Origin of the sequence: Spirosoma sp. 209, from assembly GCF_002006735.1 — a bacterium.
Classification (GTDB): domain Bacteria; phylum Bacteroidota; class Bacteroidia; order Cytophagales; family Spirosomataceae; genus Spirosoma; species Spirosoma sordidisoli.
In genome coordinates this window covers 19,637-45,261 of the sequence record NZ_MVEC01000015.1, presented here as the reverse complement: position 1 = coordinate 45,261, position 25,625 = coordinate 19,637, and the positions used below count along the sequence as shown (strand labels likewise).

24 protein-coding genes are annotated in these 25,625 nt (G+C 56.7%); 12 read left to right on the top strand and 12 right to left on the bottom strand.

Annotation, left to right across the window (positions count from 1 at the left end):
* Positions 1 to 54 precede the first annotated feature (54 nt).
* The 3 genes from B1C80_RS21115 to B1C80_RS21105 all read left to right on the top strand — a co-directional run bounded on the left by B1C80_RS21115 (position 55) and on the right by B1C80_RS21105 (position 3,826).
* Entirely contained in the window at positions 55 to 492 is a 438-nt protein-coding gene (locus tag B1C80_RS21115; RefSeq protein WP_201723575.1) for a S41 family peptidase, read from the top strand.
* Positions 493 to 703: 211 nt separating this feature from the next.
* On the top strand, positions 704 to 3,127 hold the full coding sequence (locus B1C80_RS21110; protein ID WP_077923205.1) for an ABC transporter permease: 2,424 nt from the start codon (positions 704 to 706) through the stop codon (positions 3,125 to 3,127).
* Between the two features lie 273 nt (positions 3,128 to 3,400).
* Positions 3,401 to 3,826: a VOC family protein gene (locus B1C80_RS21105; protein ID WP_369822728.1), complete on the top strand. Its 426-nt coding sequence runs from the start codon at positions 3,401 to 3,403 to the stop codon at positions 3,824 to 3,826.
* A gap of 208 nt (positions 3,827 to 4,034) precedes the next feature.
* Here the strand turns inward: B1C80_RS21105 and B1C80_RS21100 are convergent, their stop codons facing one another.
* The 7 genes from B1C80_RS21100 to B1C80_RS21070 all read right to left on the bottom strand — a co-directional run bounded on the left by B1C80_RS21100 (position 4,035) and on the right by B1C80_RS21070 (position 12,862).
* Positions 4,035 to 4,481 (bottom strand): hypothetical protein, encoded by a 447-nt coding sequence (locus B1C80_RS21100; protein ID WP_236648874.1) that lies wholly within the window; start codon positions 4,479 to 4,481, stop codon positions 4,035 to 4,037.
* A 12-nt stretch (positions 4,482 to 4,493) separates the two neighbouring features.
* Positions 4,494 to 5,792 carry a M20/M25/M40 family metallo-hydrolase gene (locus tag B1C80_RS21095; RefSeq protein ID WP_236648873.1) on the bottom strand — a complete coding sequence of 433 codons (1,299 nt, stop codon included), beginning with the start codon at positions 5,790 to 5,792 and terminating at the stop codon, positions 4,494 to 4,496.
* 269 nt (positions 5,793 to 6,061) lie between these two features.
* The gene (locus tag B1C80_RS21090; RefSeq protein ID WP_077923202.1) at positions 6,062 to 7,165 is read right to left on the bottom strand and encodes a phosphopantetheine-binding protein; all 1,104 of its coding nucleotides are present in this window, start codon (positions 7,163 to 7,165) and stop codon (positions 6,062 to 6,064) included.
* On the bottom strand, positions 7,162 to 7,506 hold the full coding sequence (locus B1C80_RS21085; RefSeq protein WP_139361703.1) for a hypothetical protein: 345 nt from the start codon (positions 7,504 to 7,506) through the stop codon (positions 7,162 to 7,164). Before B1C80_RS21085 ends, B1C80_RS21090 begins: the two co-directional genes overlap by 4 nt.
* Positions 7,507 to 7,580: 74 nt before the next feature.
* Positions 7,581 to 7,958 carry a photoactive yellow protein gene (locus B1C80_RS21080; protein ID WP_077923200.1) on the bottom strand — a complete coding sequence of 126 codons (378 nt, stop codon included), beginning with the start codon at positions 7,956 to 7,958 and terminating at the stop codon, positions 7,581 to 7,583.
* Between the two features lie 48 nt (positions 7,959 to 8,006).
* A complete protein-coding gene (locus B1C80_RS21075; RefSeq protein ID WP_077923199.1) occupies positions 8,007 to 10,775 on the bottom strand; it encodes a PAS domain-containing protein in 2,769 nt (922 codons plus the stop codon).
* Between the two features lie 863 nt (positions 10,776 to 11,638).
* A complete protein-coding gene (locus B1C80_RS21070; RefSeq protein ID WP_077923198.1) occupies positions 11,639 to 12,862 on the bottom strand; it encodes an ABC transporter permease in 1,224 nt (407 codons plus the stop codon).
* A 189-nt stretch (positions 12,863 to 13,051) separates the two neighbouring features.
* On the opposite strand from B1C80_RS21070, the gene B1C80_RS21065 reads away from it, so the two are divergent.
* The 3 genes from B1C80_RS21065 (at position 13,052) to B1C80_RS21055 (ending at position 14,968) form a co-directional block, all read left to right on the top strand.
* Positions 13,052 to 13,429 (top strand): MerC domain-containing protein, encoded by a 378-nt coding sequence (locus B1C80_RS21065; RefSeq protein WP_077923197.1) that lies wholly within the window; start codon positions 13,052 to 13,054, stop codon positions 13,427 to 13,429.
* A gap of 29 nt (positions 13,430 to 13,458) precedes the next feature.
* Entirely contained in the window at positions 13,459 to 14,412 is a 954-nt protein-coding gene (locus tag B1C80_RS21060; RefSeq protein WP_077923196.1) for an NAD(P)/FAD-dependent oxidoreductase, read from the top strand.
* Positions 14,413 to 14,521: 109 nt separating this feature from the next.
* Positions 14,522 to 14,968, top strand: a complete 447-nt coding sequence (locus tag B1C80_RS21055) for a hypothetical protein (protein WP_236648872.1) — start codon at positions 14,522 to 14,524, stop codon at positions 14,966 to 14,968.
* A gap of 187 nt (positions 14,969 to 15,155) precedes the next feature.
* Here B1C80_RS21055 and B1C80_RS21050 read toward each other — a convergent pair whose 3' ends face one another.
* The 3 genes from B1C80_RS21050 to B1C80_RS21040 all read right to left on the bottom strand — a co-directional run bounded on the left by B1C80_RS21050 (position 15,156) and on the right by B1C80_RS21040 (position 17,388).
* A complete protein-coding gene (locus tag B1C80_RS21050) occupies positions 15,156 to 16,118 on the bottom strand; it encodes an NAD(P)-dependent alcohol dehydrogenase (RefSeq protein WP_129602474.1) in 963 nt (320 codons plus the stop codon).
* 189 nt (positions 16,119 to 16,307) lie between these two features.
* A complete protein-coding gene (locus B1C80_RS21045; protein ID WP_077923333.1) occupies positions 16,308 to 16,763 on the bottom strand; it encodes a hypothetical protein in 456 nt (151 codons plus the stop codon).
* Positions 16,764 to 16,815: 52 nt separating this feature from the next.
* Entirely contained in the window at positions 16,816 to 17,388 is a 573-nt protein-coding gene (locus B1C80_RS21040) for a TetR/AcrR family transcriptional regulator (protein ID WP_077923194.1), read from the bottom strand.
* A 230-nt stretch (positions 17,389 to 17,618) separates the two neighbouring features.
* Here B1C80_RS21040 and B1C80_RS21035 point away from each other — a divergent pair, with 230 nt between their 5' ends.
* From B1C80_RS21035 to B1C80_RS21025, 3 genes are read left to right on the top strand one after another with little or no spacing between them, the layout of a single operon-like run.
* On the top strand, positions 17,619 to 18,437 hold the full coding sequence (locus B1C80_RS21035; protein WP_077923193.1) for a 2Fe-2S iron-sulfur cluster-binding protein: 819 nt from the start codon (positions 17,619 to 17,621) through the stop codon (positions 18,435 to 18,437).
* 18 nt (positions 18,438 to 18,455) lie between these two features.
* A complete protein-coding gene (locus B1C80_RS21030; RefSeq protein WP_077923192.1) occupies positions 18,456 to 19,469 on the top strand; it encodes a xanthine dehydrogenase family protein subunit M in 1,014 nt (337 codons plus the stop codon).
* A 20-nt stretch (positions 19,470 to 19,489) separates the two neighbouring features.
* Positions 19,490 to 21,616 (top strand): xanthine dehydrogenase family protein molybdopterin-binding subunit, encoded by a 2,127-nt coding sequence (locus B1C80_RS21025; RefSeq protein ID WP_077923191.1) that lies wholly within the window; start codon positions 19,490 to 19,492, stop codon positions 21,614 to 21,616.
* A 175-nt stretch (positions 21,617 to 21,791) separates the two neighbouring features.
* Here the strand turns inward: B1C80_RS21025 and B1C80_RS21020 are convergent, their stop codons facing one another.
* Both B1C80_RS21020 and B1C80_RS21015 read right to left on the bottom strand, forming a co-directional pair.
* Positions 21,792 to 22,352: a GrpB family protein gene (locus B1C80_RS21020; RefSeq protein ID WP_077923190.1), complete on the bottom strand. Its 561-nt coding sequence runs from the start codon at positions 22,350 to 22,352 to the stop codon at positions 21,792 to 21,794.
* A 244-nt stretch (positions 22,353 to 22,596) separates the two neighbouring features.
* Entirely contained in the window at positions 22,597 to 23,112 is a 516-nt protein-coding gene (locus tag B1C80_RS21015; RefSeq protein WP_129602464.1) for a hypothetical protein, read from the bottom strand.
* 227 nt (positions 23,113 to 23,339) lie between these two features.
* On the opposite strand from B1C80_RS21015, the gene B1C80_RS21005 reads away from it, so the two are divergent.
* The 3 genes from B1C80_RS21005 to B1C80_RS20995 all read left to right on the top strand — a co-directional run bounded on the left by B1C80_RS21005 (position 23,340) and on the right by B1C80_RS20995 (position 25,606).
* Positions 23,340 to 23,858 (top strand): RNA polymerase sigma factor, encoded by a 519-nt coding sequence (locus B1C80_RS21005; RefSeq protein WP_077923187.1) that lies wholly within the window; start codon positions 23,340 to 23,342, stop codon positions 23,856 to 23,858.
* Positions 23,842 to 24,642, top strand: coding sequence for a HEAT repeat domain-containing protein (locus tag B1C80_RS21000; protein WP_077923186.1), 801 nt, complete (start codon positions 23,842 to 23,844; stop codon positions 24,640 to 24,642). The genes B1C80_RS21005 and B1C80_RS21000 overlap by 17 nt, the downstream gene beginning before the upstream one ends.
* Positions 24,643 to 24,826: 184 nt before the next feature.
* Positions 24,827 to 25,606 carry a DUF4097 family beta strand repeat-containing protein gene (locus B1C80_RS20995; protein ID WP_077923185.1) on the top strand — a complete coding sequence of 260 codons (780 nt, stop codon included), beginning with the start codon at positions 24,827 to 24,829 and terminating at the stop codon, positions 25,604 to 25,606.
* Positions 25,607 to 25,625: the final 19 nt, after the last annotated feature.

Genomic DNA, 25,625 nt, shown 5'->3' with positions numbered 1-25,625 from the left:
TACTTTGGGGCTTTCTACTGCTGTTTATAACCAGTCACAACCCTGGGCGAAGGTGTGGTTTTTGAACCCGTCCAAACCGACGATTCCGGCTGGCCTGCCAATGGCAAAAAACTATACATCAAACCCGTGGTGGTGCTTACCAGCGGACAGACGTTCTCCGCAGCCGAGGATTTTGCCGTCGTCTTCGACGCCATGAAACGGGGTACCATCATTGGCGAACCAACGGGCGGCAGCACCGGTCAGCCGTTGTCCTTTGCCCTGCCCGGTGGCGTAATGGCCCGCGTGTGTACCAAACGCGACATGTACCCCGACGGTACCGAATGGAACGCCAAAGGTATTCAGCCACAGGTGCTGGTCAAGTCGACGGTTGCCGACTGGAAAGCCGGTCGGGATACCGTTCTGGAAGCAGCTATAGTACATCTGGGCGTGAGCGGAACAGCCGTCAAAGGAAAGAAAGGCAAAAGAGCGAATCAGGCGATTTCCAGCCCATAACCCGTACAGTTTCGGACGGGCGTTGTCCAGTTTCGGACATGACATATAGTAAAATAGCCTTCAACAAGCCCCAAACAACGTTTTTTAGTCGTGGCATGACAGTTGTCTAACAGTTGCTGGGTGATTCTGTACGACAGACGGACCCCGAGCGGTGGTACTCCGTTGTACAGAATCACCCAACCTGATTCAACAACTCTTCCCTTCGACGCATATGCTCCAATCCTACGTAAAAATTGCCTGGCGGAATCTGGTTCGCAACCGGGCGTTCTCGGCCATTAACATCGTCGGGTTGGCGCTGGGGCTGGCGACTTGTCTGCTCATCATGCTGTTCGTGCTCGACGAACTCAGCTATGACCGATACAATGACAAGGCCGATCGGATGGTGCGGGTTGTTTTTCACGCCGTTATGAATGGCGGAGAGATCAACGAAGCCAATGTTATGCCCCCCGTTGCGCAGACGTTGAAAGCGGATTATCCGGAAGTCGAAGACGCCACCCGGATTCACACCGTCGGCTCGCCGGGTATTACTGTTGGCGACAAATCGTTTCGGGATGATCAGCTAGCATATGTCGACTCTAATTTTTTGCAGGTGTTCACGCTTCCCCTCATCCAGGGTGATGCGAAAACAGCGTTGATTCAGCCCAATACGGCTGTGATTACCCAGGAGATGGCCCGCAAATATTTCGGCAATGAAAACCCACTGGGCAAGTTCGTAACGATCAAAAGCTGGAACGCCCTGTTTAAAGTTACCGGTGTTATGAACAAAATGCCGGTTAACTCCCACTTCCATTTCGACATGTTTATGTCGATGGCGGGCGTTTCGGATGCGAAATCGCCTACGTGGATGACGTCGGGTTTCTTTACCTATCTGGTTCTGAATAAGGGGTATAATCCAAAACAACTGGAGGCCAAACTCCCCCAAATGGTCAGCAAATACATGGGGCCGCAAATCCAGAAGGTGTTTGGTCTGAACATGACCCAGTTTCGACAAAAGGGAAACGACATTGCTTTTTTGCTGCAGCCCCTGACCGATATTCACCTGCACTCGAATCTGACCGGAGAAATGGACGCCAACGGTGATGTTCAATACGTGTACATCTTCGGAGCCATTGCTGTGTTTATGCTACTGATTGCCTGCATCAATTTCATGAACCTATCCACGGCCGGAGCCTCGAAACGGGCCAAAGAAGTGGGTATTCGGAAAGTACTGGGGTCTGTCCGGCAAAGTCTGGCGAATCAGTTTCTGATCGAATCGTTGTTACTAACCATGATTGCGCTGGTGCTGGCCATTGGCATCGTTTACCTGGCCTTGCCACTTTTCAATGACTTGGCCGGTAAAACCCTGACCCTGAACTTTGGCGAGTCGGTCTGGCTATTGCCGAGCCTGCTGCTGCTGGGCGTCCTGGTGTCTATACTGGCTGGAAGCTATCCCGCGTTCTTCCTGTCGTCGTTCAAACCCATCGTCGTGTTGAAAGGCACGAAGTTCACCGGCGACAAGAAAAGTATTGGCTTACGCAGCGGCCTGGTCGTAGTTCAGTTTTCCATTTCGATCATCCTGATGATTGGCACGACCGTTGTTTACCGGCAACTGAGTTACATTCAGAACAAGAGGCTGGGTTATTCCAAAGAACAGGTGCTGGTACTACCCGATACATGGCAACTGGCAAAAAAAGAAGAGGTTTTCCGCAACCAGATCATGCAGGACCCTCGGGTAGTGCGGGTGAGTATGTCGGGCTATCTGCCAGCGGGGCCAAGTTACAACAACAACTACATGATGTATTCGGAAAGCAACCCCGACCAGTTTGTGAAGGGCCTCCGGTACGATGTTGATTATGAGTACATCCCAACACTGGGCATGGAGATGGCCGCTGGTCGAAACTTCGCCAAAGAATATGGCACCGATTCATCGGGCGTAATTTTAAACGAAACGGCTGTCCGAACGTTTGGCTGGCATGGCAATGCGGTTGGTAAATCCATCGGCCATACCGAAAACGACGGGTTGAAGAGAACGTATCGGGTGATTGGCGTCGTGAAAGATTTTCATTTTCGCTCCCTGCACGAGTCGATTTCTCCTTTGGTGATGATCCTCGGACGGAATAACGGAACAATGATTGTCAAAGCCAAAACGAAAGACGTGTCCGGGCTGCTGGCTTCGCTGGAGAACCAATGGAAACAGCTTGCCACGGATGCGCCGTTTACCTATTCGTTTCTCGACAAGCGGTTCAACGATACGTACCTGGCCGAACAGAAAACCGGGCGTATACTTGGTCTTTTCGCCGGTCTCACCATCTTCGTCGCCTGCCTGGGCCTCTTTGGGCTGGCCACCTTTACGGCTGAGCAGCGCACCAAAGAGATTGGCGTGCGGAAAGTGTTGGGAGCGTCGGTCGCCAGTATTGTTGGCCTGCTCTCCAAAGACTTTTTAAAGCTGGTGTTGATTGCCATTCTACTGGCCGTTCCCGTGGCCTGGTACGTAATGGACAAATGGCTACAAAGTTTCGCCTACAAGATCGACATGGCGTGGTGGGTCTTCGCGCTGGCGGGTGTGCTGGCGGTGGGTATTGCGTTATTGACGGTGAGTTTTCAAAGTGTGAAAGCCGCCCTGATGAATCCGGTGCAGAGTCTGCGGAGTGAGTAGCGCAGCGCCCTATGCGCCTGCCATGCGTTGACGTTGGGGGGCGTGAGGACACGACCCTGTGTGGTTGGGTTGGGGTGAGATTAATGGGTTTTACCTTTTTTCTTTCTGGTCTTTCCCGGTATAATACGCAGGTGCGGAAAAGCCGCATCCCAGAAGCCGTTTCGGAACCGGCTTTATACGGGAATGGATGTAGCCGGTCGTTCGGCAGGGTAGCCCTGCTGTCTGCTCATCGCCTGTTGCTCGCCCGGCCCTGTTTCGTACCTTGCTGATCCTGTGAACGAAACCCGCCTGATCCCGGCAAAACCCATGGAACAACCGAAAGCGACCCTTCTGCAAGCCTGGCCTTACCAGCAGGATAAATTGAATTTGCCGGTGCAGAACCTCGAATCGGCCCTGCCGTTTTACGAAACTGCCCTCGGCTTTCGGGTGGTTTCCCGGACCGACCTGCCGCAGAAGTCGGCGCTGATCGTGCGCGACGATCTTCAGATTGGCCTGGCCGAAAACGGCGGTGATCCCACCCAGGACGGCTGCTTTTTTGAGGTCGACGACGTATCGGCGGCCCTGGCCGAACTGAAAGCCAGGGGGCTGACCCGCGAACTCTCCGGACTGAGCTTCCAGCAGCATGGCGACGTGAGCTGGCAGGTATTTTTCGTAGTAGCGCCCGACGGGCTGTGCTACAGTTATGGCCAGCGGCAATAAGCGTTGTACGACCTGCCCCACTAGCGGTGCGGAGCCGGATAATTGGGGATGTTGCGACCCAGGTAGATAGGCCGCTCGGCCTTGTACAGGTTACCCACGTCTTTCAGCTTCAGAATGCCGCTACCACCCCGGTTAGCCAGCTTCTGCCGCTTATTGACAGTAAGCAGCGGGTCGTCGTCGAACAGGAATTCGTCGATGTAGTATTCGGTCAGGCCCGGCTCTTTGAGAGTGATATGAATGTGGGCCGGCTCGTCTGCATGGGGTAAGGGGCCGGGCGGAGCGTAACGAACTTGTATTCGCCCTGCTCATTGGTGCGCATCCAGCCGCGTAAGGACCCATGCCGACGTTCCCATCCCCTGGCGCCCTGCCTGGCTACATAACGGCCGGTCTGGTCGGTATGGTACACGTAAAGGACAACGCCCGGCGCGGGGGGTTTGCCATCGGCTTTATAAACGGTTCCGTTGATGCTCAACGGCTTGTTGCCGGTCCAGGTAGCATCGGACATCGTCAGGAAGCTTGTTAGTTTATCGAAGGGAACCGGGCTTTCGTGAATGGCCTCGCAGCCTTCACAGGGGCCACCCACGCGTTGAGTTTGCCCCGTGACGTTCCGGGCCACGAGGCAAATCAATAGCAGCAGCAAACGCCGGCTTTTCATGGGCAGATCGGGTTATTTTACACCGGCTTCGGCCAGCAGTACCAGCAGAATCCGCTGCATACCCAGATAGCCTTTGTCGTTCAGCCACCATTCGTTCAGCGAGTGGGCGCCCCCACCTGTGCCCCCGCTGCCAATCGTGACGGTGGGTATACCCTTGGCAATGGGCGTGTTGGCATTGGTAGAGCCTACGCTCAGCTGGGGCGTAACCCCCATAAATCGGGCTACGGCCATGGCCCGCTGTACCAGCGGTACGGTTGGCTCGATCCGGCCCGATGGTCGGTCTCCAACCTGTTTTACGTCGACCGTCAAATCGGGTCCGGCGCGTTTCATCTGATTTTCTTCGGTGAGCGCCCGCTGAACGGCAGCCTGCAGGAGCTTGTCGATGCCGTTCAGCTTGTCGGGGCTTTCTGACCGCATGTCGACTTCCATCCAGGATTCGTACGGCACGGCGTTGACCGACGTACCGCCCCCGATCACGCTGACGCTGTAGGTGGTTTTAACCCCCTCGCGGGTAAACTTGTCGGCTTCCTGAGTGAAGTAGTAGATGGCTTTCCCGAGTGCGCCATGCGGGTTCACGATCCCGAATGCGCCGTAGGAGTGACCACCCGGTCCTTTGAAGGTAATCCGGTAGCGGTGCGAACCCAGTCCGCGGTGAACAATGCCGTCGATCCCATCGCCATCAACGGCGATGTACGAGTCGATTTTCGGGCCATTGGGTTTGAAGAGGTTCTTCACGCCCCGCAGGTCACCCAGCCCTTCTTCGCCCACGGCCCCCACGAACAGCACATCCGCGTCGGTTTCGATGCTGTGTTTTTCGAGACCTTTCAAGACCGCCAGTACGGCGGTCAGGCCGCGGGTGTCGTCGCCGATGCCGGGTGCATACAGGGTGTCTCCTTTCTGTTTCACTTTCACATCGGTACCTTCGGGGAACACCGTGTCCAGGTGAGCTTCGAGCACTACGGTTTTCCGGCGGCCTTTGCCCCGGCGCAGGGCCAGTACGTTGCTTACCTCATCGAGCCAGACCGAATCGGCCCCGGCGGCTTTCATCATGTCGGCGTATTTTCTGGCGCGTACCTGCTCCTTGAACGGGGGAGACGCCGTTTCGGTCAGGCTGATGAGATCCTGCCTGGTTTGTGGTTCCAGTTCAACGAAGGTTTTGAAGGCACTCTGGACGGCCGGGCGCTTCGCCAGACTTTGAATTTCGGTTTGGTAACGGGTGTCGATGGCTACCGGTTTTTCGTCCTGCGCCTGGACCAGACAGGCTGAGCCGATAAAAAAAGGAATAATACAAGCAGCTAAAGTTGGCTTCATCGGCATGAGATAAAAATCAGTAAGACAGAATAAAGAAGAAATGATATAATTCATTGTCCAAATTATATGGACTGTATTTGGCTATAATACTACAATAAATATGGCTATTGTCGTGGTGGGCGAGTTGTCATAACGACCATGAAGCAACGGAGTTGGTGCCGATTTGGCGCGTAATAGTAAGGTGTTGATCTTTTGGATGGGTTTGCCGGGGTATTCGGAGAAGCCGGTAATCGCTGGTCTGTCGCCCTCGCTGGCTATTCCTGTTTCGCTTAGTACAGGTACAGATGGTTTGGTAGTTCGGGGGCGCTAAGGTGCTGGCGGATCCAGCGCAGGCAAGCCTCCCGAGTGCTATCAGTGAGGTTACGTAATCGAACGGCTGCGTAGAGCTGCGTATCACCCGCTACCGCTTTGGCATATACATCACACTCAGCTACCAATGGACATTGTTCGATAATCTGCCGGATGTAAGCCGGGTAAACATTTACGCCCGCTATCTGTACGGCGTCGTCCAGGCGGCCCAACAGCCTGATCTCACGAGAAGACAGTTGTTCGAGCCGGTCGGGAATAACAAAGGTTTCGCTGGTGTCGGTGCGGGTAACCGTCGGCGGTTCTGAGCGGGATAGAACCACGTACGGGAAGAGAACGAAAGGCGCGTCGGGCGCATGACGGAATCCTAAACCACCCGTATCCGACGAGCCATACACTTCGGTCAATGACACCCCTGCCTCCATAAGCCTGGTAAACAGGCCCGGCGGCATAGGCGCGGTCGATGAAACACCCCGGCACGGGAGTTTAGCGGCTCCCAAAAATGACTGGTCTATGAATTGCCAGGTAAACGGGGTGCCAACAAGCAGCGAGTCAGCCTCAATATCGGCCATTGACACGTCGGTCAACAACCGCATTGGCCGTTTCCAGAGCGATGGGAGCAGAACCGTGTACAGGAATCCGTAGATGTGGTTGGCTGGCACCGAACTGATGATCTGACCTGGCGGAGCAAGCAGCTGAGCCAGAAACTGAGCCTCAGACACGAGTGACGCCATCGAGTGGGTAATGGATTTGGTAGCCCCACCCGTACCCGATGTGCGAAAGGTTAGAAACCGGTCATCGTCAGACCGCGCCCGCAAAATGCAGTTTGTCCAGTGTTCGAGCGTGGTTCCGGCCAGCAGGTAGTTGGTGGCTGACGTTTGTAAAAGGCCGAAAAGCTCGTTCAGGTAAGCGGCCAGCTCCATCCGTCTGAGGGAGTCCAGCCCCAGATCGAGCGAAAGGTCAAGGTCGGGCCGAACCTGTGTGGGAAGACCAGCGTGAGGGATCTTCAGAATTCGGCCCGCTACGTCGAGAATGATTCGCTGAACGTTGTCGGTAGTCCAGATCATAACCCGTGGCGCATGGCGTCTGCTTTGATTAAAAAATCGGTTACATCGTCAACGAAAACCAGCAGGGTGTCGGGCGATAGTTTCTCGATGGTGAGACAGAAGTGCCGATCAAACCAGGACTGCGAAACAGCAAACCGGATGGTATACGGCTCGTGGTCGATAATCAGGCCCGAGTCTGCACCAAAATCGGCAACTGCCTGACCAACGGATGGCAGGTAACCGGTCAGGACATCGAGCAGATTATGACCGGGTAAACCAAGGTGCGCAGCCAGGGGCATCATCAGTTGAACCGCTCTCGGATTGAGCTGACTGATAACTCCCTGCGCATTGATTTCAGCCATTGCCAGGGGCGAATGGTGAAACAATGGGAGTAGCCGCTGCAGGTGTTGCTGGGCCTGTTGCGCTGGATTCGTCATTAGTCCACAAACTTGCGATTCACCAGGAAATACTGGTACTGACTCTGGGGCGACTTGAGCAGTCGCAATGTGACTTTGACGGGTTCACACACGTAGGTCAGGATATAGTCTAATTCTTCATCCAGAACCGGTTGCGCGTATTTGGCGGCAACCATCATGTTGTTGGCGCAGGGGGCAATCTGAGTAAAGTAGTATTTACCTACCGCATAGGCGGGGTCAATACCGGTAATGTGCGATTCGGATTTGCAGTAGGCCACCACCACGCCCTCGCGGGTCATGCGAACCACACCAAAGGGGGCATTGTCCAGTTGGTCGGGGGTTTGCTGTTCAAGCCAGTCGAGCAGGTTAGGATCGGAGAAGGTAGGCGAGGAGGTCATGTAGGCCGGGTTTATCGGGGTAAGTAGGGTGTTCGGGAATGGGTTTGTTTACGCCAGGTGAAGTTTGTCTTTGCTGATGGGTTCGCCAACCGGCAGGTAGACCCGGAACGTTGAGCCTTTACCGGGTTGACTCGTAGCCGTCAGAAGGCCCCGGTGGGTTTCGATCACCTTCCGGCAAATGGCCAGTCCTATGCCCGTCCCCGGGTATTTGCCTCTGCCGTGTAGCCGCTGGAACACCTGAAAAATGCGGTCGAGATAGTGCTCTTCAAATCCGATTCCATTGTCAGCCACGCTGATTTCATGAAACTGCAAATCAGACCCATCATCCATAGTCAGGATAGCCAGTGATTTCTCGATCAGCGCCGGGGGCATTTCCCGGATACTCACCGTACGGGCGGTCAGGTGGACCTGGGGCGAAACGCCTTCAGGCCGGAATTTTATCGCGTTCGACAGTAAGTTCTGGAAGAGTTGGTACAATTGATTTTTATCACCAACGATCATCGGTAGCGGGTCCCAGGTAACCCGGGCCTTCGATTCATGTACGACTACAAACAAATCACCGAGTACCTCATTCAGCAGATCGGACAGATGAACGGGCGAAAAGGGCCTGCGGTGCGTGGTAATCCGGGAGTACTCGAGCAGGTCTTTTATCAGCCATGACATCCGGGTGGCCGAGTCCTGCATGCGGGTCAGCATATCTTTGGTGCTATCATCCAGCACATGGGCATTGCGAGTGGCAATAATGTCGCCGAACGCCTGAATTTTACGCAGGGGTTCCTGTAAATCGTGGCTGGCGATATACGCAAACTGCTGCAGATTATCGTTGCTGTGGCTCAGTTCCATATTGGCTACTTCCAGCGCCTGCTGTTGCCGCTTTAGTTCGGTGACGTCGAGAAACGTAAACAGAATCTGCTCGCCGTGGGGAACCAGGGAGGCCTGGAACCAGCCCTGAATACCGTCGCTGAAATAGGGGAGCAGCCATTCCTGCCCCTGCCCCGTTTCGGCTACGGAAACCATCTTCTCGAATAACTGCTGACCGTCGTGGCTGGGAAACAAGGTTCTCAGCCGCTTCCCGATCAATTCATTAGCCGATCTGCCTACCAGTTCAAGCTCTGCTTTATTGGCCAGTTCGAACACAAAATCAACGATAGGCCCCGGCTGCCCCTCCTGAGTCGGCTCCCGCACTACGCCATACAGCACTATGCCTGCCGGTTGCCGGTTGATAACCGTCTGGAAAAGGTCGTATTGTGCCTTCTGGATCAGCTGGGCCTTGTACCCTTCGGAAACATCCATAAAGGTCATCAGGACGCCGTCGCCATGCCGCACAAACTGGGCATCGAACCAGGCACCGGGTCGCTCGTTGTAGTAGGTGAAAATCATGCGCTGGGTACGGCCTGTTTCAATCACTTCGCGCAGGCAGTACTCCAGTTCGGTTCCTCTAAACCGCGGGAACAGTTCCAGCAGGTGGTTGCCGGCCAGATCACTGTCGGCATAGCCCGTCACCAGCGCGTTCATGAGGTTCGTCATCCGATAGCGGAAATCGATTACATTACGCTGGGGCGTATCATCTCGTACGGCCTCCCAAAGGACCAGACCCGCCGGGGTGTTATCGCTGATTTTCTGAAGGAGCTGGGCCTGGGTGCTATGTACCTGCTGCGCTTCTTTGGTGGCCGACACATCGGTCAGTGTCAGAATGAGCTGGCTGTCCTGGCAAACGATTGACACCCGGTACCAGCGCGTTGAGCCGTCTGTCAGATAAGGTAAATCGTATTCCTGTTGTTGCCCCTGCTCAAACGCGGTTATACAGGAACTGAGTAGCTCTGATCTGCCCGCTGCCTGGAAAACAGTTGTCAGGTAATGTCCATACGAATCCGACGCCGACAGGTTCAGCATCCGCCGAAGACCGTTGTTCATACGCACTACCCGAAAGTTGGTAGCGCGATTTTGGCCCTCTGCCTGATTGTAAACCGGGCTTAGTACGGCGATACCCACCGTAACGCTCTCCAGAATAGTCTCAAACAGCTGAGTCTGCTTAAGCGTTGCCAGTTCCGTTGTTTTGCGGGCTGTTATATCGACGTAAGTCAGCATAACACCACGCTCAACCGGTACGATGGATAGTTCAATCCAGATATCGTATTCAGGATAATAGTGTTCTCCGGAATAAGGCTGCCCCGTTTCGCATACCTGCACTTTCCGATCGAAAAGGCCATTGATTCTGGTAGCCGGGTAAATTTGCCATACACTCTTTCCGATCACCTGCTCATGGGTGTGGCCACTCATACGCAGGCCCGCTTCGTTGATCATCACGAGCTGAAAATCATCGATCACCCCTCGCTCATTGCGAACAGCCTTGTACACCGCAACGCCGTGGATCGATGCCTCGAAGGCCTTCTCGAGCCAGTAGGCTTGCTGGGCGGCTTTCGTATCGGCTTTGGCCTGCGTAACATCCTGAAAGGAGACTACCAGATTACCCTCTAGGCGCATGACCGATATAGCGAACCAGGCGGGTTGGGGTTGGCCGGGTCGGGTACACTGAAACTCAACGTGAGCGGCCTCGCCGGTTTCCATCACCTGCCGATACTGTTCCAGTAGGGATGTCTCTTTCAGGTGCGGATACAGCTGGGTAAACCGCTGTCCTATCAACTCGTGAGCCGGACGGGTCATCTCCCGTTCGGCCATGCTGTTAAGCATCACCAGCCGAAAATCGACGAGTGCGCCCGTGCTGTCACGTTCGGGCAGATAGACCATAACGCCGTTTTGCGCTGCTGTCAGTACGTTCTGGATCAAAGCTGGAGCCGATGGGGTAGTCGATTTCATAGCATACTAGTCAGTCAGACGGTTTACGGAAACCCGGTGAGTCATAGCCATTCAGTCCTCCGGGGTAAACCTATACGAACTTGTGATAGCACCGGGCAGGTGTGCGCCCGGACCTTGGAAAGCGGCCCAAGAGCTACCATAGCTAACTACTGTTTGTTGGTCTCATCAGGTACTTACCCTTACCCGGCCTTCGAACATAAGAAGGATGTGAGAGTATTTATAACTAAGTATAATAGCTAAAAATACTTAATTATAAAGTTATTTTTTTTGTTCAACAATTCATCAACAGGAAGTATGGCGCGTTCAAGAAAGAGCCAGAGTTATCGTTCGGTAGGGGGGAGATGCCATAAAAAGAAGATAACCGGCTATGCGGATAGCCGAAGGAAATGTTGTCCCTCAGCGATGGGCAGCCCCAAAGCAGAGGCAGACAGAGTTACTATGTAAGCCGCTTTCAGGTCTGTAATCGCCGTGAATAAACCTGAGTAAACAATAACAGTACCCCCGGGTGTGTTCCTCGTAGAGACGCGACCCATCGCGTCTCCCCTGCGTCAGCAATCATCTGCGCGTCAGCAACTCTTTTTTCTTCTTTTATCAATTACCGCCTATACGCTGGCAAGCAACCTAACCAGACTGATTGAAGCAGGAATAGGAGACGCCTGAATTGCTGACGCGTGTTAGACCTAAGGGATAAGGTAATTGCTGACGTACAGGAGACGCACAGAGACGCACAGAGACGCGAGGGAGATGTACAGAGATGTACAGAGACGTACAGAGATGTATAGAGATGTATAGAGACGCACAGAGACGCGAGGGAGACGCACAGAGACGCGAGGAGACGCACAGAGACGCGAGGGGTCGCGTCTCTACTCGCGACGGATGGCTTCGACGGGGTCGAGCCGGGCGGCTCGCAGGGCGGGGTAGGTGCCGAAGATGACGCCGATCAGCATGGCGATGACCATGATCAGGATAAAGGTGTTCCAGGTGTAGGCCACCTGAAACGATACGTCGGTCAGCGCTTTCACGATGGGGATAAACGCCAGTGTGCTCAACAGACCCAGACCCAGCCCCAACAGGCTGCCAAAGGTCGAGATCGTGATCGATTCCGACAGAAACTGCCACATGATATCCCGCCTTTTAGCGCCAAGCGCTTTCCGAACGCCAATTTCTACGGTTCGTTCCGTGACCGAAATTAACAGTACGTTCATCACGCCGATGCCGCCGACCAGCACCGAGATGCCTACAATCAGGCCCATGATCAGCCGGAACAGTAAAAAGCCCTGGGTCGCCTGGCTGACGCGCTGCTCGTTGGTGATAAGTACGAAATCATCCGGCTGACCCTTCATGTTGGCTTTCAGCCAGGCGCCTGCGTCGGTTTTCAGTGCTGGTACATCTTCTACGGTATTGGCTTCGATGACACCCATGGGCGGAGATGCCCGCAACGCACTGTCGGGGAGCAGCGTTATCGGCATCAGCAGCTGGCCGGCTTTGGCATCCTTGTCGGCCAGAATACCGATCACGGTCAGCGTTGTTCCGCCGTAGCGTAGCTGTCGACCGAGGGCTGATTTTTCAGATTGTTTGCCGACCAGCTGACGGGCCAGAATCTGGTTGACAACCGCCACCCCACGCGCCCTCTGCAGCTCCGGTTCGGTGAAGGCCCGGCCGTGAACCAGCGTCAGGTCGGGGTGGAGGGGCAGCGTGGTCCCCGTAACAATCGTACCGATTTTGCCGGTGTCGGACACCACGCTGATCTCGCTGTTCTGCTGCCAGTAGAGGTAGGTCCCGGCGGGTTTGCTCAGCGATGACCGCATGGCCCCCCATCTTTTGGCGTCGAGGTAGTCGTACTCGCTTTTCCGAACCTGTACCTCGTTGACTACTTTATAGGGATTCGACTGCACCAGTACGGCTTTCAGCGAGGTGGTCCTGGTAATCTGCTCGCGCGCGTACTGCTCCATGCCGTCAATCAGTGACAGGATGGCAACCAGAGCCGCCACCCCGATCACGATCCCCAGGATGGACAGCACCGTATGAAAAAAGCGAGTGCGGATGTTTTGCAGCGCATGGGCGAACGACACCAGTATTTTTTTCATCGGGAAGGGTGCCCGCAATTAGAGGGAGGCTATACAAAATAGCAGCGTATGCTACAGGAAGCCAACCGGTATGTGACAAGCGGTGAGGCTATTTGCAACCCCATCAGAGTCTACAGGATTCATTTATGCAACATTGTTGCATAAATGAATCCTGTTCTCTACCTTTGCCTATCGATCAACCCATCTGGTATGGCTACACACGTACTCCGTCGCCGGGCCGACTACATCGGTATCACCGGTTCGCTGCTCTGCCTTATTCACTGTATTCTCACCCCGGTATTGCTGATGACCTCTACCTGGCTCACGCATGATTCGCTTCGGGCCGGCTTTCTGAGTCTGGATTATCTGTTCATCATCGTCAATATGGGGGCGGTCTGGTCAGCTACCCGACGTACCGCCCACTCGATCCGGTTTGCCCTTTGGGGGTTCCTGGGGCTGTTCGCTACCGGGCTGGTGTTCGAGGAACTGAACGATGGATTCGAATATCTGGCCTACGCGGCCTCCCTGGGCCTGGTTGTGACGCACCTGGCCAATATCCATTACTGCCGTACGCATCACGTTCACTGAGCGGCCATTGACACCAACCAACATACAACATGACAATCCGCGAGCATTACGATGTAATTATAGTAGGGGGCAGCAGTGCCGGGCTTAGTGCCGCGCTGGTACTCGGCCGGGCGGTACGTCGGGTGCTGGTCATCGACGCGGGGCAGCCCTGCAACCGGCAAACGCCCCACTCGCACGGTTTCCTGACCCGCGACGGAGCAACCCCGGCGGAGTTAGTGACCGCGGCCCGCGAGCAGATCAGCCAGTACCCGGGCGTGCAGTTCTGGTCGGGCACCGCTACCCGGGCCGCCCGCACTGAGCACGGACTCAGCGTTACAACAACGTCGGCCGATGGGGGCGATTTACAGTTTTCGGGTCGTACGCTGCTGCTGGCAACGGGGCTGTTCGATATCATGCCCGAGCTGCCGGGCTTTGCCGAATGCTGGGGCCGGTCGGTGCTGCATTGTCCTTACTGCCACGGGTATGAAGTACACGGGCAGCCGCTGGGTATCCTGGCCAATGGCGATGTTGGGTACGATATGGCCAGCCTGATTCAGCAGTGGAGCCGCCAGCTCACCCTGTTCACCAACGGACCGGCCACCCTGACCCCCGATCAGCGGCAGACCCTGGCTCAACTGCAGATTCCGATTGTCGACACCCCAATTGCGGCTCTCGAGCACGAAGAAGGCCGGCTAACCGCTGTGCTGTTCGCTGATGGGACACGGGCCCATCCGGCGGCTGTTTTTGCGCGGGTACCCTTCCGCCAGCATACTGATCTGGCCAGTCAGCTGGGCTGTACCCTGACCGAGCACGGCCTGATAAAAACTACAGAGGCCGGCGAGACGAACGTTCCCGGTGTCTATGCGGCTGGTGATGCAACCACCCTGTTTCGGCAGGTGGCTATCGCGGTGGCCAGCGGAGCCAAAACGGGCGCGTGGCTGAACCGGCAGCTGATCGATGAAGACATTCGTCGACAGACCCGACTGGCGGGAGCCGACGCCTGACCGGCCGCTGCGCATAAGGTTGCTCAACTCAGCCCAGGCCGCTTATTGGTTGATTTGTTTTTGCAACATAGTTGCAAATTTTTTACTTTGCTGGCTAAACAACCAGCCTATGCAACCGAATCGACTTGTTTACACGCTTTGCCTGATGGGTGCTTTATCCGCCTGTTCATCGTCTGGTCAGCAAGATCCACTGCTGGAAGAAGCAGCAACGTACCACCGGCAGGCTACCGACATTCAGGCCGTGCTGGAGCCGAAAATCGATCAGATCGATTCGCTGAAGGCGGTATATACGGCCCAGAAAAAGCCAGCCGCAGTGGTGGTTTCGCTCGATAGCCTGAAAAAAGCCTTTGAAGACTGGGAGGCCAATCTGGTCGAAGTACCCGGTATGCCTCATACCCATACGCATGAACACGGACACCATAGCCACCAGCATGCCGACGCCACCCTGGCCGATCTGCCGGCCGAACAGATGCGCGATCTGCAGCGCGCCACCCTGACCAGCATCAAACAGATACAGGTTCGGCTCAACGAGCTGACCCCAGCTCCGAATCCATAATTCATACCCCCACCGTCCGCTACGAACCAGGCCGTCATGAAGCCAATCGTTAGCCTCTTCGTTGTTCGTACATCCTGCACAGGCTCAGTACCGATGGGGCTGCGATTCTGATGGCCGCGCACGACATTTTCCGGGCCCGGGAGCTGGAAGCCATCTACCTGCAAACGGTATAGCGACCGAGCCGGGCTCAGGCCAGGGTGATGACTACGTTCCCTATTTTTTGCCCGGTTTCTACGTACCGATAAGCGTCGACGATCTGCGACAGCGGATACCGGCGGTCGATAACAGGCCTGAACGCTCCCTGGCTGACCAGGTCTCTCAGAAAAACGATGTCGTCTCGGGTAGTTGTCGGGAGCGGGAACAGCACCTTTTTGCCGCGCTGCAGCGGGGCCAGGAGGGCCCGAAAAACGTTCTCCCCGTTTTTGCCGAGTTCGGTAGATATGTAGTTGCCCGTCTCGCTGAGGATGGGTTTGCACTGCCCGAAAGAGCTTTTGCCAACGGCATCGAACACCACCTGAAATACCTCACCGGTTTTGGTGAAATCCTCGCGGGTGTAGTCGATAACCCGGTCGGCCCCCAGCGATCGGACCAGACCTACGTGCGGGCTGGCGCACACCGCCGTAACGACCACCCCGGCCTGCCTGAGCAGCTGCACCGCGGCCGATCCAATGGCGCCGGTGGCTCCGTAAACAAGGGCTTTCTGGCCGCGCGTTATTCCGGACGCCCGGATGTTGCAGAGCGCGTAATGAGCGCCTTCGGCAATGGGCGCGGCTTCGTCATAGGCGAGTCCGGCGGGAATGGTCGTTACGGCCGCGTCTTCGGGCAGGGTCATGTACTCGGCATGGCCACCAAACTGGCTGTCGTTAAACCCAAATACCCGGTCGCCGGGGCGAAAGAGCGTCACGTCGGTGCCAACGGCTTCGACCTGGCCGGCAAACTCGCAGCCGAGCGTTTGCTGTTTGGGGCGCAGCAGCCCGCTGAACAACCGGGAAATTACGTACTCGGCGCTCCGAAATCCGCAGTCGGTGCGGTTCACGGTCGACGCATAGACCCGAATCAGAAGGTCGCGGGGGCCGGGCGTGGGTTTGTCGACCTCCCTGATCTGAACGACCTCGGGTGGTCCGTAGTGGGTGTGTATGGCAGCTTTCATGGGCGGTGAATGGGAACCGGCCAGCAGGCCCGGAAGAAGATGTTCGGCCCTGCTGGTCAGTAGTTTATCCGGTATTGGCCGGGCCCAAATGTATTCACCGCTGGCTGAACGGGCCGCCGGGTATGTGTTCTGTGGCTGAATAACGGGATAACCCCGCCGGTGGGGACAGATGGATGGTTACCTGGCCGGTCAGTGGCTGGCCGGGCGCCATAGCGGGCCTATCGCGATCAGCAACACGATTATATTGAATACCACATTCGACGGGTTGCCCGACAGAACGGAACCAGTGCTGTCGCAGACGAACCAGGCCAGAATGCCCACGACAACGGTTCGGCGAACGGCTTCCGGTGCTTTGTCATACACCCAGACCGACAGCGCCCAGACCATGACGCCCCACCCGATGAGAAACCCGCCCGTCAGCGCCGACAGAAACCGCGTATCGGGCGAGGCATAGGTCGTGGCGCCATCGATGGGCCAGCTTAACAGATCCAGTGTCAGCCGGGCGGGCTCGGCCGTAGCGACCATGGTTCCCAACGAGAAAACGGGGCCGAACGCGCCAACGACCAGGGCCGTGATTTTGATCCAGAACTTATGAAATCGGTGCGACGATCCTGTCGCCTGCTGTGTTGTTACTGTCTCCTGCATGATGAGTTGGTTTGTGTGCAGGTGCATAGGTAGTTATAGCAGACCTCCGGTTTTAGACGCTACCGTCCAGAACGGCGGGGGAAGCTGTTCCGGTTTTGCTGAATGCCCGGACCAGGCCCTGCAGGTCGCTGAAATACTGCGTCAGCCAGCCGTGGTTCAGGGTTTCTTCGGTTATCTGGAGGTAGAAGTTATCGAGACTCAGGGTAAGTACCAGCCCGGCCAGGTGCGACTGATCGGTCAGACCCAGGATGGCGGACCAGATACCCATGATGGCGGGCACCGTGAGCTGGTTCGTTTTTACGAAACACGCTTCAAACTCCTTGTTCGTCCGATGAATCCGCAACTGTCGATTGACCAGCAGGTCCAGTTTGTGGGTAACGATAATATCGATCAGCTCGTCCAGTGATGTACACTGCGATTCTTTCCGGGCAATCTGGCCAACCTGCTCCATGTGATAGTCGAGCAGGATACTGGTGAACACTTCCAGATCGGCAAAGTGGTGATAGAACGACGATTTGTTCTTGCCCACAGCCGCGGCCAGCCGTTCTACCTTGAGTTCCTGAGGCCCGCCATACGCGAACATCCGGTACCCTTTTTCTATCCAGCTTTTCTGTATCTCTTTCATCGGCTGTCAATCTAGGCGTTTTTCCATCATCGTTGACGGGGACGCAAAAAACGGCTTGGGTTCTCCCGGCTCGCCGGTGGGGTGCGCAGCGCTGCGTGGGGGTTAAGTTGATGTACCCGTTGATAGGTAATTCATAACAATAGCTGCGTTCGGGTGGTTACTTCGGGGTGATTCTATGCCCGATGAGGCTGTGCTGAGTAACCAGTCACAACGCTTTGACAAACTGCCCGATGGACCAAAACGAAAACCTGGACCTGTCCGACGACGAGAAAAAACTCTTCGAGGATCTGATGCCCGAAGACCTGACCGAAATCCTCGATACGGGCGTCAACCGGCGGCACTTCCTGAAGCTGATGACCCTGGCCGGGGGTGGGGTGCTGGCCGCTCAGTCGGCCGTGGCCGAGCAGCTGTTTACCAAACCGATCAGTGGCGCCATGCCCGAAGAGCTGTCGGCCGCTGCCATCGAAAACGGCGTCAACCTGGCCCTGAACGTGAACGGATCCGCCCGGAAGCTGACCGTCGACTCGCGCATGACGCTGCTCGATACGCTGCGGGAACGACTCGACCTGACGGGTTCCAAGAAAGGCTGCGACCACGGTCAGTGCGGTGCCTGCACGGTACTCGTAAACGGCCAGCGGGTGCTGTCGTGCCTGACCCTGGCGGCCAGCTGCGAGGGCAAAACCGTAAAAACGATCGAGGGCCTGGCCCAGACCGGTACGGGTCGATCCCGCGCGGGCGATTCGGGCGCGCAGCTGCACCCTATGCAGGAAGCGTTCCTGAAACACGACGGCTTTCAGTGCGGGTTCTGTACGCCCGGCCAGATCTGCTCGGCGGTGGCGCTGCTGGACGAAGCCCGGCGGGGCGATGCCAGCTACGTCACGGAAAACGTGCGCCGGAAAACAGGCCCGGTTCAGCTGTCGGCCGAGGAGATTCGGGAGCGCATGTCGGGCAACCTGTGCCGGTGTGGGGCTTACCCCAATATTGTAGCAGCCATTCAGGAGGTTCATAGCGGCAAGCCCGTAGAGCAGACCTTCCGGTTTTCGGCTTAACCCTATACCCCGTATTCCATGAGACCGTTCACCTATACAAGGGCCAAAGACCCGGCCGCAGCCACGCAGGCCCTGGCCGGTAACCCGACGGCCCGCTTTCTCGCGGGCGGCACCAACCTCATCGACCTGATGAAAGAGGATGTCGAACGCCCCACGGCCCTCGTCGATATAACCAATCTCAGCCTGGCCGAGATCAAACCCATAACGGCGGGCGCCAGCAAAGGCGGTCTGTCCATTGGCGGACTGGGCAAGAATACCGAAGCGGCCAACCATCCGCTGGTCCGCCAGCACTACCCCTTGCTTAGCCAGGCCATCCTGGCGGGCGCGTCGGGGCAGATCCGCAACATGGCTACCAACGGCGGTAACCTGCTGCAGCGCACCCGCTGTCCGTACTTCTACGAGGTGTCGATGCCCTGCAACAAGCGCGCACCGGGCAGTGGCTGTGGCGCACTGGAAGGTATCAACCGGCTGCACGCCATCTTCGGCTGGTCCGAAAAATGCGTGGCCGTTTACCCCTCCGATATGGCCATTGCCCTGGCGGCTCTCGACGCAGTAGTCAGGGTCAGAACGGCCAGCGGGCAGGAGCGGAGCATACCCTTCGCCGATTTCCACCGGCTCCCCGGCAATACCCCCGAGCAGGATACCAACCTGGCCCACGGTGAGCTGATTACCGCCATCGACCTGCCGCAGAATCGCTTTGCCGACAGGTCGTACTACCTCAAAGTGCGCGACCGGGCGTCCTACGCCTTTGCCCTGCTTTCGGTGGCAGCCGCCCTGGAGGTGAGCGAAACGGGCAACCGCATCGTTCAGGCCCGCATCGCAATGGGCGGAGTGGCACATAAACCGTGGCGGGCGCTGACGGCCGAAAAAATGCTGATCGGTCAGGAAGCCACCCCCGCCAACTTCAAACGGGCTGCCGACGCCGAGATGGCCGCTGCCCAACCGCTGGAACATAACAAGTTTAAGGTCGAGCTGGGCAACCGAAGCATAGTGCTGGCGTTGCAGATGGCCCTGAACGGAGGCAAAGCCTGAGGAACCCTTCACCAACCGCCATGCAAGACAAAAACAAACTAACCGGCACGCCCGTCAGCCGCATCGACGGCATTGCCAAGGTGACCGGAAAAGCGGCCTATTCGACTGACTATCCGGTGAAGAATCTGGCGTATGCCGTTCTGTTCAAAAGCACCATCGCGGCCGGCACCATCCGGTCTATCGATACGGCCGCGGCCGAAAAAGCCCCCGGTGTGCTGGCCATCATCACCCACCAGAATGCGCCGAAACTGAACGTCGACGGCGGTATCCGGGGTGGGGCGCTGCTCCAAAGTCCGGAGATCGAATTTCACGGGCAGCATATCGGGCTGGTCGTAGCCGAAACGTTCGAGCAGGCCCGACACGCTGCGCACCTGATTAGCGTCACCTACGACCGGAAAGAGCCAAAAGCCGATTTCGAGAAGCTGATGAAAAACGCGTCGGTGCCCAAGGATAAGGACAAAGCCGACGCCAAACGGGGCGACGTCAAAGCCGCCCTGCGCGAGGCCGAAATCAAGGTCGAAGAGGTCTACGAAACCCCCATCGAGCACCACCACCCGCTGGAACCCCACGCCACCATTGCCGAATGGACCGGCGATCGCGTTACGCTGTATAACAGCTCGCAGATTGTAAACGGTGCGCAAACCGCAGCGGCCAAAACCCTGAACATCAAACCCGAGCAGGTGCGTATCGTTACGCCCTATATCGGAGGAGGATTTGGCTCGAAAGGGGGGCAGTGGGCCAACCTGGTGCTGACGGCCGTAGCCGCCAGACAGGTCAACCGGCCGGTGAAGCTTGCCCTGACGCGGCAGCAGATGGTGAACTCGGTCGGGCTGCGTCAGCGGAACCATCAGAAGGTGAGTCTGGCGGCTACCAAAGACGGGAAGCTCACGGCGCTGGCCCACGAGACCACTACGCACGGCGCTATCAAAAACGAGTTCATCGAGCCCTGTGGCGACTGCTCGAAGATCATGTACGACACGCCCAACTCGCTGATTACGTACCGGATTGTTCCGATGAACGTAATTCTGCCAACCTACACGCGCGGCCCCGGCAAATCGACGGGGAGCTTCGCGCTCGAGTCGGCTATGGACGAGCTGGCCCATAAGCTGAAGATGGATCCGATCGAGCTGCGCCTTAAAAACGAGCCCGAACGCGACCCCTCTAACGGCAAACCCTGGTCGTCGCGCACAACGGTACAGTGCCTGCAGGTAGGAGCCAAAGCCTTTGGCTGGGACAGGCGCAAGCCCGAGCCGGGCCAGAACCAGCAGGGCAACTACCTGATCGGCTATGGCGTATCCTGCGGTACGTACCCCGCGCATCAGCGCCCCACCTCGGCCATCGTGAAGCTGAAACGCACCGGCAACGACGTCATGGCCACGGTCGAGCTGGCCGCGGCCGATCTGGGAACCGGCACCTATACGATTCTGGCCCAGACAGCCGCCGACGCCCTGGGCCTGCCGCTCAACCAGGTGAAGGTCGTCATCGGCGATTCGGACCTGCCGCCGGCGGCCGGGGCTGTGGGGTCGGTAGGGGCGTCGAGTTACGCCAACGCCGTAAACGATGCCTGTCAGAAAATCACCGACGAGTTGCTGGCTCGGTCCGGCAAGCAGTTTTTTGCCCGTCCGACGGCGTCGCAGCTGATGCTTTCCGAAAAGCTGACCGACTTCCAGACCCGTATCGATGCCAAACCGCTGGAGAGCGCGGAGGAGTACTCGGCCCATAGTTTCAACGCCAACTTTGCAGAAGTGGCCGTAAACCGGTTTACGGGCATGGTTCGGGTCAACCGATTCCTGGCCGTAACCGGCGCGGGTACGATCCTGAACCCGAAAACGGCCCGTTCGCAGATCATCGGCGGCAACATCTGGGGCATCGGCATGGCCCTGACGGAAGAGTCGGTGGTGGACCCGCGCTGGGGCAACTTCGTCACCCGCTCCTTCGCCGACTACCACGTACCGGCCAACCTCGACATTGGCGAGATGGAGGCTATTTTTATCCGGGAAGACGACCAGAAAGCCAACCGGATGGGGATTAAAGGCATCGGCGAAGTGGGCATCGTTGGGGTAGCAGCCGCCGTAGCCAACGCCATCTTCAACGCCACCGGCAAACGAATCCGCGAACTGCCGATCACCCCGGACAAGCTGCTGTAAACCCTGACACAACGAACGCCGTCCGGTACGACACCTTATAAACGGGTATCGTACCGGACGGCGTTCGTCTACGAATAATGATTTGCTGAAGGCAGTTGCAGCCGAAGTATTGACCATTAAGTAATCTGGTTCAGTAATTTACCCGGCCGTTCCGGTTGTCCGATTCTAATAACAATCAAGAAAGCCGATTAGAATCGGTTCGTGTTTCGTCTAGCCGGGCTTTTTCGATGATGTCGTTGATGAATGCCGTTGCCTGCTGCTCTTTCAGCTGGGCGTAGCGCTTTCGGTCCTGGTTGGCGGCCCGGGCAAGGTCATATTTTAACCGCTGGTAGTGCGCTCTGGCGTCCTCGTGGGCAATCAGATAGTTTCTGAACAGCCGGTGTTTCTGCCATTCGTCACTGTCGGCCCGGCAAACGTACAGGTGGTGGGGGATGGAATCGAGTACAGTATGGGCAGGGTCAGCGTGGGCGCGCTTGAATACCTCCCGGCCAGCAATGCCCTGATCGCCAGCATGGTAGTACCCAATCGCTTCGAGCCTGCTTTTGATATCATCAAAGACTATCGGCTGATCGAAGATCAGATCGATATCGATGACTGGTTTGGCTGCCAGCCCCGGAACCGACGTACTGCCTACGTGTTCAACGGAAACGGGCAGGTTTGTCAGCGCTTCCTCAAGCACCCGTTTCAGGGCGCTGAAGTCTCCGACCCAGGATTCTTTATACGGTTCAACTACCATGCAATCTTGCCGGACCTTGGCGAGTCTTGTTCAATCCGTTATGTATCAGCTAAGTGTGCGGGCCGTGAATTTGTTCCGGCCAGTCGCGGAGGTACCCCGACAACCCCGCTGCCAACGCCTGCTTATGCTTATGAGCCAGACAGGTTCGGGAACCAGTACGCCCTGATACGCCAGAAGGCCTGCAGGACGCCCGTAAACCGGGCACCTGCAGGCCTTCTGGCAATAGACGCTATTGATCAGGTACTTATTTTGTTTTTTCCAGCTTCTCCGCCAGACCGTTTTTGAACGAGTAGTCCTGTGTGAATCGTATGGAATCCTGAAACAGAATCTGATACGTATCCTTGTAAAACCTGATTTTGAGCTGTTCGTCTTCGTTCTCGAAGAGTATAGGCATCGTTTCGCCTTCAACTACCTCTTTCTTTTCCAAAACAGCGGGTTTATCCGTTTCGCCGAAAAAGACTTCCGCTTTGGAATGGTCGTCAGACAGAACGACATAGGCGGTAGTGACCGGATTTTCGGGGGCCGTCGATTCGTATTTCTCAAACGGGGTGCCTTCTTCAAAAAAGCGGATACACTTTTTCTTTACGGCCGACCAGGTATAGCCAGCCGATCCTTTGCAGCCGCTGGGGTCGACGTCGTTCCCGACCATTACCGGTGAATCGGGCTTTTCCGAAGCCTGCTCAGACTCCCCGGTGCCAGACTTTTTACCTGAACAGGCCATAACTAAACACAATAGGGCAATAGATAGGGTCGATTTCATGATTTGCGTTTTACAGTGGGTTTCCTGATTTACTTTATTGTGATTGCCATCTGACTGGTTGTTTTGTGGAAGTAACCGGGCAGCTGACTCATGATTACCCGCAAATCGTATGCCGTTTGCAGAACTACCCGCCGATCAGGCCGAAAAAGCGGCCTGCCTGACCGGGCTTGAAAAAGAAGTGGTCGGCGCTGTAATGTTTTGCCGGCTCGGTCGTCTTTGCTCATGACATGGATCTACAGGCGTTCAAACAACAGATTCTGCCCATTCAGAATCGACTCTTCCGGCTGGCTACGATGTTTTTGCGCAACCGCGAAGATGCCGAGGATGCGTTGCAGGATGTGCTGATGCGGCTGTGGTCGAACCGGCAGCAGCTGAATACGTACCAGAGCGTAGAAGCCCTGGCAGTACAAATGACGAAGAATCTGTGTCTGGACCGGCTCAAGTCACACGCCCGGCAAAAAAACGTCGACAAGGCGGATCTGGGCAGCGTGGCCGCCAGCCAGCTCTCGCCTTATCGGCAACTGGAGCTGGCCGACAGTGCCGACCGGATGCGGCAGCTGATCGATCAGCTACCCGATGTGCAGAAGCTGGTACTCCATCTGCGGGATGTAGAAGAGTACTCCTTCGAGGAAATTGAGCAGGTAACCGGGCTGTCGATCAACGCGATCCGGGTTGCGCTCTCGCGGGCCCGGCAACGACTGCGGGACGGTTACCTTAAACTGAACGACTATGAAGCCGACTATTGACCAGTTGCTGGCCCGTTATTATGAAGGCGAAACCACGCTGGATGAAGAGAATCAACTGCGCGCCTATTTTCAGCATACCGAATCGATACCAGACCACCTGCTGCCCCATGCGTCGCTGTTTCAGTACGTGACCAGCGCCAGGGCCGGGCAGCTGTCGCCCGACTTCACCACCCGGCTGGATCAGAAACTGGTCCCGCAACCCGTACGGGCCATGGGCCGGGTTCGGCAACTGACTACCTGGGGTATGCGGCTGGCCGCCGGGGTGGCGCTGCTGCTGATCGGGTTTGCGGGCGGGCAGTTCTACTCGCGCCAGTCGCCTGATGCCGCCGAGTCGGTCGAGCTGGCAACGACCGGGCATCCGGCTGGCGAGTCGATCCGGAAAACGCTGGCGTTCGATGCAGTGGCGCAAACGTCGGCCAGCGATCGGATCCACGCCATCAACCAGAGCGCCGAGCTGGACCGGGCCGACCGCGAGATTACGCAGTTGCTTATCAACACGCTCAACTTCGACGCGAATGTCAACGTCAGGCTGGCGGCCTGCCAGGCTCTTGTGCGCTTTGAGCAGGAAGAAGGCGTTCGCGAAGCGCTCATTCAATCACTGCGGATACAGAAAGATCCGAATGTGCAGCTTACCCTGATCGACGCGCTGGTGGCGATCAAGGAAAAACGGGCAGCCGCCGACATGCAGCGACTCGCCCGCAACCAGCAGGTGCTCGACATTGTCCGGCTCAAAGCCGAAGAGGGCGCCGGAGCCCTGAGCCAGGTTGCTCGCTCGACATCGTGATCGGCGCCATCACCGTGGTCCGTGTCCGTCGTGCGTCACCGTGGTCCGTGTCCCCACGGACCACCTGACCGGATGGTCTTGCTGTCGCGAGAGTGGTCCGTGGGGACACGGACCACGGTGGGGGGGCATGGCGTGGCGGGACCACTGAACATCATTTGTATTAACTAGTCAACCACATATTCTTATGAAAAAAATGCTGTTACTAGGCATCGGATGCCTATGGCAATGGACTGTGCTGTATGCGCAGGAGTACAAGACGAAACTGGCTAACAATGGCGATCAGAAAGTGATGCTCATGCTGGACGCCAGCAATCTGAAAATTGAGGGTTACAACGGCAACGAACTGGTGATCCAGACCCAGAGTAAGATGGAAGCGCCCCCGGAGCAGGCAAAAGGGCTGCGGCCGCTGTACAACTCGGCCGTCGACAATACCGGCATCGGACTGGCCGTAACGACAGAAGGCAATACCGTCAGAGTCGAGAAAGCGTCGCGCCGGCACATGGCGTATACGATCCGCGTACCTAACAAAGCCGCTATCCTGTACGAACAGGTCAACTGGGGTAGCAACGGCAATGTACACATTCAGAATATGGATGGCGACCTCGAAGTCAAAACGCTGAACGGCAACATCAGCCTGGTCAATGTGACGGGTCCCGTCGTGGCCAACTCGACCAACGGCGAAGTCAAAGTGGTGTATTCGACGCTGAATCAGAGCAAGCCTACCGCCATTTCGACCATTAGCGGAGACATCGACGTCACCCTGCCGGCCAGCACCAAAGCCAGCTTCAAACTGAACTCCATCAACGGCGAAATGTATACCGACTTCGACCTGGGTATGGCCAAAAAAGACGGCCTGAACCGCATGGGGGGCGGCCACGTCATCAACGGCACTGCAAACGGGGGCGGAGTGGAGCTACGGCTCAAAACCATCTCCAGCGACATCTTCATCCGCAAGCAGAAATAAGCGTTTGTCCCACTCTCTT

Excerpts from the sequence above, each read along its gene's own strand:
- B1C80_RS21110 (WP_077923205.1), top strand. The coding sequence starts at position 704 with ATGCTCCAATCCTACGTAAAAATTGCCTGGCGGAATCTGGTTCGCAAC.
- B1C80_RS21100 (WP_236648874.1), bottom strand. The coding sequence starts at position 4,481 with ATGAAAAGCCGGCGTTTGCTGCTGCTATTGATTTGCCTCGTGGCCCGG.
- B1C80_RS21095 (WP_236648873.1), bottom strand. The coding sequence starts at position 5,792 with ATGAAGCCAACTTTAGCTGCTTGTATTATTCCTTTTTTTATCGGCTCA.
- B1C80_RS21090 (WP_077923202.1), bottom strand. The coding sequence starts at position 7,165 with ATGATCTGGACTACCGACAACGTTCAGCGAATCATTCTCGACGTAGCG.
- B1C80_RS21085 (WP_139361703.1), bottom strand. The coding sequence starts at position 7,506 with ATGGCTGAAATCAATGCGCAGGGAGTTATCAGTCAGCTCAATCCGAGA.
- B1C80_RS21080 (WP_077923200.1), bottom strand. The coding sequence starts at position 7,958 with ATGACCTCCTCGCCTACCTTCTCCGATCCTAACCTGCTCGACTGGCTT.
- B1C80_RS21075 (WP_077923199.1), bottom strand. The coding sequence starts at position 10,775 with ATGAAATCGACTACCCCATCGGCTCCAGCTTTGATCCAGAACGTACTG.
- B1C80_RS21070 (WP_077923198.1), bottom strand. The coding sequence starts at position 12,862 with ATGAAAAAAATACTGGTGTCGTTCGCCCATGCGCTGCAAAACATCCGC.
- B1C80_RS21065 (WP_077923197.1), top strand. The coding sequence starts at position 13,052 with ATGGCTACACACGTACTCCGTCGCCGGGCCGACTACATCGGTATCACC.
- B1C80_RS21060 (WP_077923196.1), top strand. The coding sequence starts at position 13,459 with ATGACAATCCGCGAGCATTACGATGTAATTATAGTAGGGGGCAGCAGT.
- B1C80_RS21055 (WP_236648872.1), top strand. The coding sequence starts at position 14,522 with ATGCAACCGAATCGACTTGTTTACACGCTTTGCCTGATGGGTGCTTTA.
- B1C80_RS21050 (WP_129602474.1), bottom strand. The coding sequence starts at position 16,118 with ATGAAAGCTGCCATACACACCCACTACGGACCACCCGAGGTCGTTCAG.
- B1C80_RS21045 (WP_077923333.1), bottom strand. The coding sequence starts at position 16,763 with ATGCAGGAGACAGTAACAACACAGCAGGCGACAGGATCGTCGCACCGA.
- B1C80_RS21040 (WP_077923194.1), bottom strand. The coding sequence starts at position 17,388 with ATGAAAGAGATACAGAAAAGCTGGATAGAAAAAGGGTACCGGATGTTC.
- B1C80_RS21035 (WP_077923193.1), top strand. The coding sequence starts at position 17,619 with ATGGACCAAAACGAAAACCTGGACCTGTCCGACGACGAGAAAAAACTC.
- B1C80_RS21030 (WP_077923192.1), top strand. The coding sequence starts at position 18,456 with ATGAGACCGTTCACCTATACAAGGGCCAAAGACCCGGCCGCAGCCACG.
- B1C80_RS21025 (WP_077923191.1), top strand. The coding sequence starts at position 19,490 with ATGCAAGACAAAAACAAACTAACCGGCACGCCCGTCAGCCGCATCGAC.
- B1C80_RS21020 (WP_077923190.1), bottom strand. The coding sequence starts at position 22,352 with ATGGTAGTTGAACCGTATAAAGAATCCTGGGTCGGAGACTTCAGCGCC.
- B1C80_RS21015 (WP_129602464.1), bottom strand. The coding sequence starts at position 23,112 with ATGAAATCGACCCTATCTATTGCCCTATTGTGTTTAGTTATGGCCTGT.
- B1C80_RS21005 (WP_077923187.1), top strand. The coding sequence starts at position 23,340 with ATGGATCTACAGGCGTTCAAACAACAGATTCTGCCCATTCAGAATCGA.
- B1C80_RS21000 (WP_077923186.1), top strand. The coding sequence starts at position 23,842 with ATGAAGCCGACTATTGACCAGTTGCTGGCCCGTTATTATGAAGGCGAA.
- B1C80_RS20995 (WP_077923185.1), top strand. The coding sequence starts at position 24,827 with ATGAAAAAAATGCTGTTACTAGGCATCGGATGCCTATGGCAATGGACT.